This is a genomic window from Solibacillus sp. FSL K6-1126 (genome assembly GCF_038003445.1).
Taxonomy (GTDB): Bacteria; Bacillota; Bacilli; order Bacillales_A; family Planococcaceae; genus Solibacillus; species Solibacillus silvestris.
In genome coordinates this window covers 3,605,304-3,620,099 of sequence record NZ_JBBOPD010000001.1, presented here as the reverse complement: position 1 = coordinate 3,620,099, position 14,796 = coordinate 3,605,304, and the positions used below count along the sequence as shown (strand labels likewise).

Sequence of the window (14,796 nt, the reverse complement as noted above, 5' to 3'; positions counted from 1 at the left end):
GTGGCTCCTTTTTATTTTGAGGATAATGAGGGCAATATCCCAATTAAATTTACTAACAATAAACATGTTTTTTTTCTTCTACCTTAATATTTGTTACAATGAGATAGATTTTTTATTTAATATCATAAGAAGGTAGAGAATAACATGAAAACGATTCATATTAATGAGCAATTCAAAGAAGACTGGACACGTGTTCTTAATCATATAGCCAATTTATTTTACGAGGATTCCGTTATTCAAATCGAGCAGGACGGTTCGGATATGTCGATTGAGTTTAACAAGTCTATCGATGAAAATTTTACGATTTCCACATTTGCCAAGCTTATCGTCGAGGGCCAAGAATATACAAGCGACTATTCGATTAAGTATTCGACAGAAGGAACGGAAAAAGAGCAAAACATCCGCATGAAGCGGGCACTGTCACATGTCATGCTTGATGTACTTGAACAATATTCCGGTATGACTCAGCAGTGGGGGATTTTAACAGGAGTACGTCCGACTAAGCTTTATCATAAATATCGTAAAGAAGGTATGAACGATGAACAGATTGCCGCTGTACTGAAAGAGGACTACCGTATTTCAGATCAGAAAATCGCATTGATGAAGGCAATTGTTGAGCGTCAACTTACGGTTATTCCGGATTTGGACGAGCTTGGAAAAGAAATTTCTATTTATATTGGGGTTCCGTTTTGCCCGACAATGTGTGCTTATTGTACATTCCCGGCCTATGCGATCCAGTCAAATCGTAAGGCGGGTCGTGTAGAAAAATTTATCGATGGCCTGCATATCGAGTTGCGTGAAATGGGCAAATGGCTGACGGAAAAGAATATGCGCATTACTTCGATTTACTGGGGCGGGGGAACACCGACTTCAATCGAGGCACATGAAATGGATGCATTATATAAAACAATGTTTGATGCTTTCCCGAATCCAGAGTCCATTCGAGAAATTACTGTAGAAGCAGGGCGACCAGATACAATTACACCGGAAAAAATAGAAGTGCTGAAAAAATGGGGCATTGACCGTATTTCTGTAAATCCGCAAAGTTATACACAAGAAACATTGAAAGCAATCGGACGCCACCATACTGTAGAAGAAACGGTCGAGAAGTTTTGGCTATCACGCAATTCCGGTATGAATAATATCAATATGGATTTGATTATCGGCTTGCCCAACGAAGGTATCGAAGAATTCGAGCATTCATTAGCGGAATCGGCAAAAATGCAGCCTGAAAGTTTAACGGTGCATACACTTAGCTTTAAGCGAGCATCAGAAATGACGCGAAACAAAGATAAATATAAAGTAGCGGACCGTGATACAGTAGGGAAAATGATGCAGATGGCAACAGACTGGACAGCTGAAAACGGCTATGTTCCATATTACTTGTACCGCCAGAAAAATATTTTAGGAAACTTGGAAAACGTCGGCTATTGTAAACCGGAAGAAGAATCGATCTACAATATTGTCATTATGGAAGAAGTGCAAACAATTTTAGGTATCGGCTGCGGGGCTTCTTCAAAGTTCGTACATCCAACGACCGGCAAAATTACACAGTTCCATAATCCGAAAGATCCAGCAGCATATATCCTGACATTTGAAGAATCGATCGCCAAGAAAATCGCCATTTTAGATGAGCTTTATTCTTAATCGTTAGTCTTCAAACATCACCAAATAGCACAGCCAAACAATTGGTATGTGCTATTTGACTTTTTTTGTGAAGAAGATTTTTATATCAGATTAAATGGGCAGGTATGGTCACCCGCATGCGGAAGTAATCGATATATGGCAACATGTAAATAGTGAAATATTAGTACTGCCGAAGCGGGAACGATTGTGATCAAAGCAGATAGGGTAACATATGAAATAGATGCACAGTCAATTAGTCAATGCGAAAGGGGAAGGTGTAAATGAACTACAATAAATACACGCTAGACCGATTTGATGGGGAATACGCGATTTTTTTAAAACGCTCAAACGAAACGGAGCAGCTCCTGATCCATCATGCTGAAATTCCATCAGAGCTAAAAGAAGGCGATATTGTAAGTATTCAGGACGATGGTTTCGACTATAAGATTGAATTATTGAGAGAAGAAACGGCAAACCAAAAACAGCGTGTCAATAATCTGTTGCAGCAATTACGAAATAAAGAATAAAAGTGCTTCTCATTCTAAATTGAAGTTAACCTCGAAAAGTTTGAAAAGTCAAAAAAGTATCGGAAATTTTACGCTTTAGTATGGTAAAATATATGGGTACATATATTAATTTTAGGAGCGTAACAATGGCTATCAAAACAATTATTTTCGATTTGGATGATACATTATTATTCGATCAACTTTCGGTAAAAACTGCATTTGAAAAAACATGTGACTATGCTGCGACTAAGACAAGCGTCAACTCTCAGCAATTGGAAGAGGCGGTTAGATCAGCGGCACGCAGTCTTTATGAAAGTTACCCTACATATGACTACACAGTCTTAATCGGCATTAACCCATTTGAAGGTCTTTGGGGGACGTTTGATGATCCGACACCACAATTTCAGCAGATGAAAGAAATTGTGCCTGCTTATCGGACTGAGGCTTGGACAAAAGGTTTAGCGGCAGTCGGAATTGAAGATGCAACATTAGGCGCAGAGCTAGGGGAGCGTTTCGTAGAGGAACGTAAAAAAGCACCGTTTTTCTATGACGATACATTTGCGGTATTGGATGAATTAAAAGGGAAATACGAGCTTGTTTTATTAACGAACGGTGCACCGAGCTTACAAAATTTAAAGTTGGAGATTACGCCGGAGATTGTACCTTATTTTGACCATATCATTATTTCAGGTGATTTTGGTAAGGGGAAACCGGATGCTTCTATTTTTGAATTTGTAATGGAAAAAGCACAGGTTACTAAAGATGAAGCGATAATGGTCGGCGATAATTTAATGACCGATATTTTAGGCTCGTCGCGTGTCGGTATGCGCAATGTATGGATTAACCGCGAAAGTAAGCCGCACAATCCGGATATTGTCCCGACATATGAAGTAACTTCGCTTACAGAATTTTTACAGTTAGTGAAAACATTATAAACTAGCAGACGCACTTTAATTAAGTGCGTCTTTTGTATTAAATGAATGAATTTTCTAAAAATTCATGCTATAATAAGTGTATGAAAGGGATGAAAGAGGTTTTTTTATGGTAAATAATAATACTTGTCGCTGTGAAAACTGCGGCCGCACAAACAACTTAGTTCAGATCAATCGGGTTACGATTGACCATCATACAGCATACCTTTGTTTGGCATGTGAACATGTGCTTCATTTACCTGAAAACAAAAAACGATTTTTCAGCCTTGTACGCAGCAAAAACAGAAAACAGGCCAATCCTGAGATGCAAAGAATACACCGTATACTGTCTGCATTTATTGCAGTTGGTGTCTTATTTTTTGTTGCGATTTCAGCATTAGGGGTAGCGCAAAGCACGGAACTTGTCACATTGCCACTTTTTGAAGCTGACTCCATTCTAATAAATGAGCACTTAAGCTTTTTACAATTAAAAGAATATCAATAAGTTAGGGACCTGTTGAAACATTCACCAGGTCCTTTTATTTATTTCCCTAACAGTTCGGAGACGGTCACAAATTCATAGCCTTGTTTTTGGAGTGTAGCGAGAATCTCATCCAATGCATCGGCAGTCGTCTGGTGAATATCATGCATTAATACGATACTGCCATTTTTTGCACCTTCTTTTACTGCAAGTACCGTTTTTTTCGAGTCACGATGCTTCCAGTCAAGTGTATCAATTGTCCACAGCACATTCGGAACATTTAATTGGTCAGTAATCGTTTCGTCATAGCTTCCATATGGCGGGCGGAAGACGGTTGCCCGTTGACCGATAGTCGATTTAATAATTGCATCGGTTGACTGGATTTGCAGTTTTATATCCTCTGGTTGCAATGTTGTCAGTTTTTCATGATTAAATGTATGATTGCCAATTTCATGCCCTGCGTTATAGACCGCTTTTAAAATTTCAGGATGTTCCTTCACCTCTTGCCCCACAACAAAAAATGTTGCCTTTGCATCGTATTTTTCTAGTGTTTTTAAAATTTGTTTTGTCACTTTTGGATGGGGTCCATCATCGAAGGTTAAGGCGATTTTCTTATCGGTTGCTGGTTTAGGAGTGACTGGTTTTACCGGTTTTTCTTTTTCGACAGGCGGTGTAATCAGTCCATTTGTCAGCACATAGCCTGATAATTTATCCGTTGTGACAAATGCCCAGCCTTTTAAATTTGTGAGCATTGTAACAGGGCTGTTTTTACGTAACACACCGATTTCCTGACTCGAAGAACTAGCGATTTCCCTTACAACTAAATCGGCTGAACTTTTGACGATCATTGCTTTTGAAACAGGTTTTACAAGAGCCTGCTGATTTACAAAGCCCGCAAGCTTTCCGTATTTTACGAAAACAAAGTCGGCTGTTGCAGACCCGTAAAGCTCTACAATTGTATTTAAATGGAGTTTTCCTTTAATTTCGCTCTGTAGATTATTCGTCACACGCACAAGTGGCTCTTCTTTCGCTTGTACGAGCATATATTGAGGGGATGCAGACTTTAAATATTCACTTGGAATATAGCCGATCACCGTTTTGTATTGGATTTCAGTCCATCCGTCCGCTTCTGAAAGTACGATAACGGGCGTTGCTTTTGACAAAGTAATCAATTTTTTTTGTAACGTCTCATCGAACACTTCGGTCTCTTTTGTTGTAATTTTAATTGTGGCAGAAGGGGCTGCTGCATGAACACGCTCGTTATTTACTAGAGAAACACCAATGATACAGAAAACAATTAATAAAAAATAAAGTATTTTTCTCAACTAAACTCTCCTTTTAGTTAAAAGTGAGCGAATAGAGTGAACTGTTGATGGGAATCGGGTAGGGTTCTTCACTTTCGCCAAGTTTTATGTAAGATTTTATCCGATCGAAGTTTCAAATAATAAGAGATAAAATCGTCCTTTAAACTTATGTATGCGAATAGAAAATATGTTAAAACAAAAAACTACTGCTGAACGAAATTTCCGTTCAGCAGTAGCGGAAATAATTAAAGTGTGATGGCTTTTACTTCATCGATATTTTCAAGTTGTGCTACAAAAATTAAATCTTCTGTTGTTACTTCGTTATCAACGACAAGCATCATGACTGCAGAGCCGCCAATTTGATCGCGACCTACTTGCATTGTTGCGATATTAATATCTTTTTCAGCCAACTTAGTAGCAACACGGCCGATTGAACCCGGCTTATCTTGGTTTTTAATGTAAAGCAGGTTGCCGTTTGGAATGACATCAACTACGAAGCCTTCTACTTTAACGATACGGGCACCAAGACCATTTAATAACGTACCAGCTACTGTATGTGTTTCTGTTTCTGTTACGATTTCAACCGTGATTAAATTTGTGAAGCCTTTAGCAGTTGTTGTTTTATGTTCATTAATTTGAATGCCGATACGCTCAGCCAAGTATCGTGCGTTTACGTCATTTACGTGAGAACCGTGGTTCGTTGAAAGCAGTCCTTTAATGGCATTTGCTGTTAATGGACGTACATCAAAGTTTGCAACTTCACCAGCATAAGAAATATTTAATTGTTTGATGCTTTCTTCAGTAACTTGGATTAAAAACTTACCAAGCTTTTCAGCTAATGCGAAGAACGGCTCTACTTCAGCAAGCTTTTCTTTCGGAATAGATGGCATATTTACTGGATTTGTTACAGTACCTGTTTTAAAGAATTTAATAATATCATTTGATACATCGACTGCTACTGATTCTTGTGCTTCTACTGTAGATGCACCTAAGTGAGGTGTTGCAATCACCTGTGGCAAAGTTAATAGTTTATGGTCTGTTGCAGGCTCTTGTACGAATACATCAAGTGCGGCACCTGCTACTTTGCCTTCAACAATCGCATCGTATAGATCATCTTCGTTAATGATTCCGCCGCGAGCACAGTTGATAATACGTACACCGTCTTTCATAATGGCAAAACGTTCTTTGTTAATGATATTACGTGTTTCAGGTAAAAGTGGTGTATGAACCGTTACAAAGTCTGCTGCTGCACATACTTCGTCGACAGTACCTTTTGTAATACCTAATTCTTTTGCACGTTCTTCAGTTAAAAATGGGTCATAGGCAATTACGTCCATACGTTGACCTTTTGCACGGTAAGCCACTTCGGCACCGATACGGCCCATTCCGATAACACCTAATGTTTTGTTTTTAAGTTCAACCCCAACATAAGACTTACGATCCCATTTTCCATTTTTTAATGTATTGAATGCTTGTGGTATAAAGCGGGCAAGAGATGTCATCATTGCAATTGTATGCTCAGCCGCAGAGTTCGTGTTCCCGTCTGGAGCGTTTACAACAATAATTCCGTGTTCTGTTGCGGCATTTAAATCGATGTTATCAACACCGACACCGGCACGCCCGATTAATTTCAGGTTTTTCGCTGCTTCAATGACTTCGCGTGTAACCGTTGTTTGAGAGCGGACAAGTAATACATCCACATCCGCAATACGAGCGATTAATTGTTCAGGTGCCAGCCCTGTATCAACAATGATATTTAAATCTAATTCTGTTTCTTGACGAAGCGGAAAAATACCGTCATCACTTAATGGATCTGCAATAAATACGTTAATTGTTTTTGTCGCCTTTTCGATTAATTGTGTCGCTGTCATAATAATCTCTCCTTAAAATTCACTATTATTTTTAAAAATCTATACAAAAAAAGCCTTCCGTCCCTTACGAATAACGTAAGGGGCGAAAGGCATTCAATAAACAAATCGCGGTACCACCCTTATTCGTTGCCGACTAATAGAAAAAATAGTCATACAACCTTATCAATATGCGTAACGTGCATGGGACGGAATAACTTACTTGGGGTTTTCGGCTATTCTATTCAAGAGTGGAACGTATTTAGTGTATACACTGGTTCACACCGACCACCAGCTCTCTTTGCTATACAAAACTAAACAGTATGTCTCTATCACAATAGTTTGTCGTTTTTAAATTTGATAACATCATAAACCCGATTGTTCATCTTTGTCAACGAAATTTTCAAAATTAATAAATAATTAGTGAATTAATCAGCTAATATACGGTCGTTTTACGAACTATTTTTAAATTTATCAATATTAATGTTCGTAATTTGCAGAAAGTATGAAAGCGCTAACGATATTGATTTAAAGGGATTTGTTTGAATTTACAGAAAAATTACGATTCACCGTATTCATCGGAAAATAACGATTTTACTATTTCGCAAAAATTTTGCCTTAATTTAAATTTTCGATGCTTTAAAGAAAAATTATTAGAAGGGGAAATAAAAAATAACACGAAATTGTATAACAGGTGCACTGACAAAGGGGGAGTAGAAATGCATTATGATGCAATTGTTATCGGAGCAGGGCTGGCAGGATTAACTGCAGTTTGTCAGCTTATAGATACGCAAAAAAAGGTATTGCTTGTTGATCAGGAGCCCGAAAATTCAATCGGGGGTCAGGCATATTGGTCATTTGGGGGACTATTTTTAGTAGATACCCCTGAACAGAGGAGGTTAGGTATAAAAGACAGTAAGGAGCTCGCATGGCAAGATTGGCGCGGCTCTGCTGGATTCGACCGATTAGAGGATGAGGATTACTGGGCATATGAATGGGCAAAGGCCTATGTAGATTTTGCAGCGGGGGAAAAATATCAATGGCTAAAATCACAGGGCATTCAATTTTTCCCGGTTGTCGGCTGGGCGGAGCGTGGGGGTGCTTTAGCAGGCGGGCATGGGAATTCGGTTCCACGGTTTCATATCGTTTGGGGTACTGGGCCAGCAATTGTAGAAGCTTTTGCGAGTAAAGTATTACAAGCTTCGGAAAGCGGTCTAATCGATTACTTACCGCGCCACCAAGTAACGGATTTATTGACGGAGGATGGGGCGGTAACTGGTATTCAAGGAAATATTTTAGAAAACTGTATCATTCGCCGCGGGGAAGAAAGTTCCAGAGAAGTCATTGGCACATTTGAATATACGGCAGATGCAGTCGTAGTGGCTAGCGGTGGAATCGGAGCAAATTTAGAACTTGTCAAAGAAAATTGGCCATCACGATTAGGACTGCCACCAAAAAATATGGTGTCTGGCGTACCTGCATTTGTCGACGGGAAAATGCTCGAAATTACCGAACGAGCAGGCGGGCGGATCGTCAATCGAGACCGTATGTGGCATTATACGGAAGGCTTAAAAAACTGGGATCCAATATGGAAAAACCATGGAATACGTATATTGCCCGGACCGTCATCGATGTGGTTTGATGCAAGAGGAGACCGATTTAAAGCTCCAAATTTTCCTGGATTTGATACACTCAGCACACTCGAAGCAATCCAAAAAACCGGTTATGATTATTCCTGGTTTATTTTGACGGAAAAAATAATCGAAAAAGAATTTGCATTATCCGGTTCTGAGCAAAATATGGATTTGACAAATAAAAGTATAAAGGACGTGCTGAAGCGTGTTTTACCTGGGCCGCCTAAAGCTGTTCAGGCATTCAAAGAAAACGGGGAAGACTTTGTCATTGCAGATAGTTTAAAAGATTTAGTCGATGGTATGAACAAACTGGCAGGCAATGACATGCTTGATTTTATGCACATTAAAGAGCAAATCTTGGCGCGCGACCGTGAAATCGAAAATCCCTTTTCAAAAGATGCACAAATCAATGCATTGCATGGAGCGAGAAACTATATAGGGGATAAATTGATTCGTGCTGCCTCACCACATAAAATCTTGGACCCGAAAGCCGGGCCGTTAATTGCGGTACGTTTAAATATCCTTACACGAAAAACGTTAGGAGGATTACAAACCAACTTAAACGGGCAAGTACTTAATGATGAGGGCAACCCTGTTCAAGGCCTCTTTGCAGCAGGGGAAGTCAGTGGCTTTGGCGGGGGCGGCGTACACGGTTACCGTTCATTGGAAGGAACATTTTTAGGCGGTTGCTTATTTACAGGAATGAAGGTCGGTAAATATTTAGGCACTTTAAAGCCTGTACCGAACAAAGCGAAAGCGATAGAAGTATGAAAAATAAAGGAGATATGAAGGCATTTGTCGAAATGAATGATTATTCATAAATAAGGGGTGTATACAATTGAACTTTGAAACAATTAACTTGGAAATTGCGGAGCGAAAAGCAACATTAACATTAAATCGCCCGAATGCTATGAATGCAATGGATTTTACGATGATGCGAGAGCTGGCGGATTGCTTTGAAGCGCTACATAATGAAAAGGATGTTCAAATTCTTATCATTAGAGGAGAAGGGAGAGTCTTCTCAGCGGGTGGCGATGTTAAAATGATGGTATCATCAGACGACTTTTCTGATTTTGGAACGATTATGGAAGACATTTCACGTTTAGTGAAGGCTTACTATACACTTCCGATGATTACGATTGCACAAATTCATGGTGCTGCAGCTGGTTTAGGCTTCAGCCTGGCACTAGGAAGCGATATCATTGTTGCGGAGCAATCGAGTAAATTAGCGATGAACTTTATTGGAATCGGTTTGGTTCCGGACGGTGCTGGACACTTCTTTATGAAGGAACGTCTAGGGACACCAAAAGCGAAGCAAATGATTTGGGAAGGAAAAGTGTTAAACGGGAATGAAGCGTTAGCATTAGGACTCATTGATTATAACGTGGAAGATGGTCAGGCATCTGTAACAGTGGACCAACTTGTAGGTAAGCTGCTGGCATCACCGATTTTGGCGATGATTGAAACAAAGCAGATTTTGCATAATTCGAATTTGCCTCATTTAGAGAAAGTTTTGGAAGGCGAATCAGCAGGGCAAGTGAAAATGCGCCAAACACAGGACCATTTAGAAGGAATTCAGGCATTTGTCGGAAAGAGAATGCCGCAATTTGAAGGGAAATAGATACATGTCGGAGGAAGCTAGTGAAACATCGCTGGCTCCTCCTTTTTTATTGGGCAATAAAATATTTACTGTACAACATTACCGAATGCTTATATGATAGTGAAAGACGAAAAATGGAGGTACCTTCATGGACCAAATTTGGCTATCAAATAACCGGCGACAAATTGTGCACAATGTGTATTGTCCCAATATAAATGATGCGATTGCAATTTGCGAAATTGAACTAAAACAGCTAGATCAGGAACAGAGTAATTATTTGGAAGTGCCTTTTGAGCAATACCATGAAATACATGCACATTTTAATAATAGCGATATTATTAAACAAGGTGCTTTCACATATGAGCAAGTCCGTCATATATTAGATGCTGGTAATATCCACAATCTAGTAATTGATGAAAGAGGTTGTATCGATTTTAAGAAAGAAATAATCGGAATGAGTACCGCAATTTCTTTCGCCCAAAGTAAATGGAATGGCGCAGAACGAAGTACCGCAGTTGAAAATGCAGTTCTGACAGGTCTAACAGTAATAGGAGAACCGTTTGCTGAAGAAATAATCGAAAAGCAAATCGATAACCTGAATATTGTGGACCATATTGAGCTGGATGAAGGTATTGCTAGTGCAGTAAAGAAAAACGGTGCAAAAGCAGTAGTGAAGAGGATGGCTAGTACGGCGACGAAAAAGGCGATGTACAGCTCTGTGATCGCTAAAAAAGCCATCACATTACTAAATGCAAATGTTGTAACAGGAGCCATCGTAACAGGTGTCATGTCGAGCGTCGATATTATCCGTGCGATTAAAAATCAGATGTCTCCTGCACAACTATTTAAAAATATTTCCAAAACAGCTGCAAGTGTTGCAGGGAGTATTATTGGTTTAATCGTTGGCGGAGGAATCGGCTTATCGATTCCAAATGTTAGTACAACGGTCATCAGTTTAATAGGCGGGATCATCGGTCTTATTATAGGGAGTATATTGACGACAACTCTTGTCAAAAAAGTACTTGATCTATTTATAAAAGATGATGCTGTTAAAATGCTGGAAATTTTTAATGAGGAGCTTGTCAATTTAGTAGAGCAATATTTATTAAATGAAAAAGAGCTTCAACTAGTGTTAAGCGATTTTAATGAAATGTATAATATGCAGGAAGAGTTTCGGAAGATGTATGCAACAGAGGATCGTGTTGCCTATGCTAGAACTATGATCGAAAAGGAATTGAATCGTATCGTTCGGCTGCGCATGTATTTGCAAGTGCCAACAAATGAAGAACTATATGAGGCAATAAAACGTTTAGTATAAAAAAGAGGTGCCCTGAATTTCAGGGCACCTCTTTTTTACCCCAAATTAACGGGGAGTAATTTAGTTTTCTAGATAGCACAGCGGCAGAGGAAGGACCCCCACCGCACGGATTGAAGTTATACTTTATGTACGTTTTTAAACGTGGAATAAAATTAATTTACCAGATGAATTTACTAGTCGGTGAGTTTTTTCAGCAATACCTTTTTCTTCGATTTGCTTTTGACCTTCGATTTTTGCTGCGTCATCGTTTGCGAAATTCCACACTTCATCAAATAATGTTTCCCCAGTTTTTTCAAATGCAGTAAAACGATAATTCTCCATTTAAACCACCCTTTATAAGCAAGATAATATAATTATACTAGAAATTTTCCGATAATTCACGAAACAGCTAACATATTTCGAGAAATATTTGCAGTTTATGAACGGTTCATGAACATTTTAATCCTTCAATATTTACCCGAATCTTTATTTTGTTAAACGCTATTTTGCGAAAAAATTTAGCATTCGTTAGCGGGAGTCGCAATTGATAGTCTTTTAATCGGTAAATAACGCATATACATGTTACAATAAATTGTAATAGAGTTATAAAGGGGCGATTACTTGTGAATGGAATTACAAAACTCCAACCTGGTGAACAAGTGGACCAATATTTATTGATTAAAGAAGCAAAAAAAGGTGTAACGACTGTCGGCAAGCCTTTTATGTCACTAATTTTACAGGATCGTAGCGGCGATATTGAAGCCAAGCTATGGGATACAAACGAGGAACATGAAAATTTATACCGGGCACAGGTAATTGTTAAAGTTGGGGGAGAGATTCACGACTACCGTGGAAAAAACCAACTTCGTGTGAAACAAATCCGACCTGCACGTGAAGAGGAAGGCGTTCAAATCAGCGATCTTTTGCCGACGTCTGCGGTGCCAAAGGAACAATTATTTGAAGAGCTGACACAGTACTTCTTTCAAATTCAAAATCCGAATATCTCGCGTATTACACGCAATCTTACAAAAAAATATCAAGACCAAATTCTGATTTACCCTGCAGCAACTAAAAATCACCATGACTATGCATCAGGCTTACTTGACCATGTTGTATCGATGCTCAAATTAAGTGAGGCGATTTGTGATCTATATCCTACATTAAACCGTGATTTATTGTATGCTGGGGTTATTTTACATGATATCGGTAAGGTCATTGAGCTGAGCGGTCCAGTAGGTACAATGTATACGGTGGAAGGCAACCTGCTTGGTCATATATCCATTATGGTCAATGAAATTGGTCAAGCTGCCAATGAGCTGAAAATCGAAGGAGAAGAAGTGATGCTGCTTAAGCATTTAGTATTGTCACATCACGGTAAAGAAGAGTGGGGCAGCCCGAAAAAGCCTATGATTCAAGAAGCGGAAATTTTACATTATATTGATAATATTGATGCGAAGATGAATATGCTGACTCGTGCCCTTGATAAAACAAAACCTGGTGAATTTACAGAGCGTCTATTCCCGTTAGATAACCGCTCATTCTACAAGCCGACGATTTAAGCTGCCTCGGTTCCATCCTGTGGCTCACGTTTTGTGACCAACTGGTTTTTGTGACCCCGGTCCGAAGAAAAGCGTCCTCCGTAACGGAGAACAACATCTACAAGACAGATATAAAAACAAGGCCGTTCAATTTTACTCAGAGTAAATTTGAACGGCCTTTAATTATGGGGAGGATTATTTTGGCTTTAATTGTTATTGATTATCCTGCTGAAATTTTACCATGAAATCAGCTAGGGCTTTACATGTTTCAAGTGGGACCGCATTGTAAGTAGAAGCGCGGCAGCCTCCTACAGAGCGGTGACCATTCAAACCGACAAACCCGGCTGTTTTTGCTTCAGCAAGGAATTTCTTCTCCAGCTCTTCATCTGCTACACGGAACGTAATGTTCATCAATGAACGAGAATCTTCAGTTGCATGCCCGTAATAGAAACCATTGGAATTGTCGATCACATCATAAATATACTTCGCCTTTTCTTCATTACGCTGCTCGATTGCTTCTAAGCCACCTTCAGCTTTCACCCATTTCAATACTTCACCTAACATATAAATTCCGAAAGTAGGAGGGGTATTGTACAGCGAGTTATTTTTAGAATGTGTTGCGTATTTCAACATTGTCGGGATATTTGAATTTGCTTTTTCAAGAAACTCTTTGCGGATGATGACTACCGTTACACCTGAAGGTCCTAGGTTTTTCTGTGCACCCGCATAAATCATGGCAAAATTTGATACATCAATTTTCTTCGATAAAATATCAGAAGACATGTCTGCAATTAATGGAAGATCCCCAGTAGTCGGGAACGTTTTCCATTGAGTACCAAAAATTGTATTGTTCGATGTTAAGTGAAGGTATGCAGCCTCTTCATCGATTTGGATCTCCGATAGAGCAGGGATATTTTTGTAGTTATTGCTTTTTGAGCTTGCTGCCTCTACAGGTGTCCCGAATAACTTCGCTTCTGCAAAGGCTTTTTCTGACCATGCCCCTGTTTGGATATAACTTGCCTTCTGTCCTTCTTTTAAGAAGTTCATTGGAATCATTGAAAATTGTAGGCTTGCTCCGCCTTGTAAAAATAGTACTTCATAGTTTTCAGGGATATCATATAACTCGCGTAAATTTGCTATCGCTTCATTATGTACTCCTTCAAATTCAGCACTACGGTGACTTAATTCCATTACAGACATACCAGTACCTTTAAAATCTACTAGTTCTGCCTGTGCTTTTTGTAAAACTTCCAATGGTAATGCCGATGGACCAGCATTAAAGTTAAATGCGCGTTTTGTCGTTACTGTCAATGCAATCACTCCTGAATTTTAATATTAGAATATATAAATTGATAATATACCCTTTCGGAACAAATATGTGAAAATTCTTGAAATTATTTTTCTAATAAACATAAAAGAGAAGAACCTATAGAAAATTTATAGATTTTTGTCACTAAGGAAATAGGAATGTTCGTGTTTAGAGCCATTTACTTGTATAACCTTGTTTAAAATAAGGATCTGTGCGAGTATAGAGGGGATGATAGACAGGGGGTATATAAAAATGGAACAATTACCGAAATGCCCGGAATGCGGGTCTGAGTATACGTATGAAGATGGTCAGAATTATGTGTGCCCGGAATGTGCACATGAATGGTCTCAATCGGAGGAAACAGTGGAAGAAGGATTAGTCGTGCGCGATGCAAACGGCAATCTGTTAGCTGATGGGGATACCGTAACAGTTGTTAAGGATTTAAAAGTAAAGGGAAGCTCCTCTACATTAAAAATCGGAACACGTGTTAAAAACATTCGACTTGTAGAAGGCGACCACAATATTGATTGTAAAATTGACGGTTTCGGTGCAATGAAGCTGAAATCGGAATTCGTAAAGAAAAACTAAAAAATGCGAGGCCCATTTGTGGGTCTCGCATTTTGTCCCGTATTAACGGGTAGTAAATCTCGCGCCTCTAAACTTAAGCAAGGCGAAAATGTCAGGCGGGAGATCGACTCCCCGTAAAAGCCCGATTGGATCAACTAACAAATCCGTGGGGATGA

At 39.2% G+C, this 14,796-nt stretch carries 13 protein-coding genes; 9 read left to right on the top strand and 4 right to left on the bottom strand.

What is annotated here, in order from left to right; translation table 11 throughout:
• Nucleotides 1–144 precede the first annotated feature (144 nt).
• From MHH44_RS18035 to MHH44_RS18020, 4 genes are all read left to right on the top strand, one after another.
• Entirely contained in the window at nucleotides 145–1,647 is a 1,503-nt protein-coding gene (locus tag MHH44_RS18035; protein WP_014822733.1) for a coproporphyrinogen III oxidase, read from the top strand.
• Between the two features lie 260 nt (nucleotides 1,648–1,907).
• The gene (locus tag MHH44_RS18030) at nucleotides 1,908–2,153 is read left to right on the top strand and encodes a DUF3006 domain-containing protein (protein WP_008406484.1); all 246 of its coding nucleotides are present in this window, start codon (nucleotides 1,908–1,910) and stop codon (nucleotides 2,151–2,153) included.
• A gap of 125 nt (nucleotides 2,154–2,278) precedes the next feature.
• Complete coding sequence (locus MHH44_RS18025) at nucleotides 2,279–3,067, top strand: HAD family hydrolase (protein WP_340799270.1); 789 nt, start codon at nucleotides 2,279–2,281, stop codon at nucleotides 3,065–3,067.
• A gap of 106 nt (nucleotides 3,068–3,173) precedes the next feature.
• Nucleotides 3,174–3,548 carry a DNA polymerase III subunit delta gene (locus tag MHH44_RS18020; protein ID WP_340799269.1) on the top strand — a complete coding sequence of 125 codons (375 nt, stop codon included), beginning with the start codon at nucleotides 3,174–3,176 and terminating at the stop codon, nucleotides 3,546–3,548.
• A 38-nt stretch (nucleotides 3,549–3,586) separates the two neighbouring features.
• Here MHH44_RS18020 and MHH44_RS18015 read toward each other — a convergent pair whose 3' ends face one another.
• Complete coding sequence (locus tag MHH44_RS18015; protein WP_340799268.1) at nucleotides 3,587–4,849, bottom strand: polysaccharide deacetylase family protein; 1,263 nt, start codon at nucleotides 4,847–4,849, stop codon at nucleotides 3,587–3,589.
• 224 nt (nucleotides 4,850–5,073) lie between these two features.
• A complete protein-coding gene (gene serA / locus MHH44_RS18010) occupies nucleotides 5,074–6,699 on the bottom strand; it encodes a phosphoglycerate dehydrogenase (RefSeq protein ID WP_008406480.1) in 1,626 nt (541 codons plus the stop codon).
• 695 nt (nucleotides 6,700–7,394) lie between these two features.
• Between serA and MHH44_RS18005 the strand changes: the two genes are divergently transcribed.
• The 3 genes from MHH44_RS18005 (at nucleotide 7,395) to MHH44_RS17995 (ending at nucleotide 11,227) form a co-directional block, all read left to right on the top strand.
• Nucleotides 7,395–9,080 (top strand): FAD-binding dehydrogenase, encoded by a 1,686-nt coding sequence (locus tag MHH44_RS18005; RefSeq protein ID WP_340799267.1) that lies wholly within the window; start codon nucleotides 7,395–7,397, stop codon nucleotides 9,078–9,080.
• Nucleotides 9,081–9,147: 67 nt separating this feature from the next.
• On the top strand, nucleotides 9,148–9,930 hold the full coding sequence (locus MHH44_RS18000) for an enoyl-CoA hydratase (protein WP_008406477.1): 783 nt from the start codon (nucleotides 9,148–9,150) through the stop codon (nucleotides 9,928–9,930).
• A 127-nt stretch (nucleotides 9,931–10,057) separates the two neighbouring features.
• On the top strand, nucleotides 10,058–11,227 hold the full coding sequence (locus MHH44_RS17995) for a hypothetical protein (protein WP_008406476.1): 1,170 nt from the start codon (nucleotides 10,058–10,060) through the stop codon (nucleotides 11,225–11,227).
• Between the two features lie 135 nt (nucleotides 11,228–11,362).
• On the opposite strand, the gene MHH44_RS17990 is transcribed toward MHH44_RS17995, so the two are convergent.
• Entirely contained in the window at nucleotides 11,363–11,548 is a 186-nt protein-coding gene (locus MHH44_RS17990) for a YhzD family protein (protein ID WP_008406474.1), read from the bottom strand.
• Between the two features lie 281 nt (nucleotides 11,549–11,829).
• Here MHH44_RS17990 and yhaM point away from each other — a divergent pair, with 281 nt between their 5' ends.
• Nucleotides 11,830–12,765: a 3'-5' exoribonuclease YhaM gene (gene yhaM, locus MHH44_RS17985; protein WP_008406472.1), complete on the top strand. Its 936-nt coding sequence runs from the start codon at nucleotides 11,830–11,832 to the stop codon at nucleotides 12,763–12,765.
• Between the two features lie 192 nt (nucleotides 12,766–12,957).
• Here yhaM and serC read toward each other — a convergent pair whose 3' ends face one another.
• Entirely contained in the window at nucleotides 12,958–14,055 is a 1,098-nt protein-coding gene (gene serC / locus MHH44_RS17980; RefSeq protein WP_014822741.1) for a 3-phosphoserine/phosphohydroxythreonine transaminase, read from the bottom strand.
• A gap of 250 nt (nucleotides 14,056–14,305) precedes the next feature.
• Between serC and MHH44_RS17975 the strand changes: the two genes are divergently transcribed.
• The gene (locus MHH44_RS17975) at nucleotides 14,306–14,641 is read left to right on the top strand and encodes a zinc ribbon domain-containing protein YjdM (protein WP_008406469.1); all 336 of its coding nucleotides are present in this window, start codon (nucleotides 14,306–14,308) and stop codon (nucleotides 14,639–14,641) included.
• Nucleotides 14,642–14,796: the final 155 nt, after the last annotated feature.

Coding starts and splice junctions, on each gene's coding strand:
- MHH44_RS18020 (WP_340799269.1), top strand. CDS start 3,174: ATGGTAAATAATAATACTTGTCGCTGTGAAAACTGCGGCCGCACAAAC.
- MHH44_RS18005 (WP_340799267.1), top strand. CDS start 7,395: ATGCATTATGATGCAATTGTTATCGGAGCAGGGCTGGCAGGATTAACT.
- serA (WP_008406480.1), bottom strand. CDS start 6,699: ATGACAGCGACACAATTAATCGAAAAGGCGACAAAAACAATTAACGTA.
- MHH44_RS17995 (WP_008406476.1), top strand. CDS start 10,058: ATGGACCAAATTTGGCTATCAAATAACCGGCGACAAATTGTGCACAAT.
- MHH44_RS17975 (WP_008406469.1), top strand. CDS start 14,306: ATGGAACAATTACCGAAATGCCCGGAATGCGGGTCTGAGTATACGTAT.
- MHH44_RS18035 (WP_014822733.1), top strand. CDS start 145: ATGAAAACGATTCATATTAATGAGCAATTCAAAGAAGACTGGACACGT.
- MHH44_RS18025 (WP_340799270.1), top strand. CDS start 2,279: ATGGCTATCAAAACAATTATTTTCGATTTGGATGATACATTATTATTC.
- MHH44_RS17990 (WP_008406474.1), bottom strand. CDS start 11,548: ATGGAGAATTATCGTTTTACTGCATTTGAAAAAACTGGGGAAACATTA.
- MHH44_RS18030 (WP_008406484.1), top strand. CDS start 1,908: ATGAACTACAATAAATACACGCTAGACCGATTTGATGGGGAATACGCG.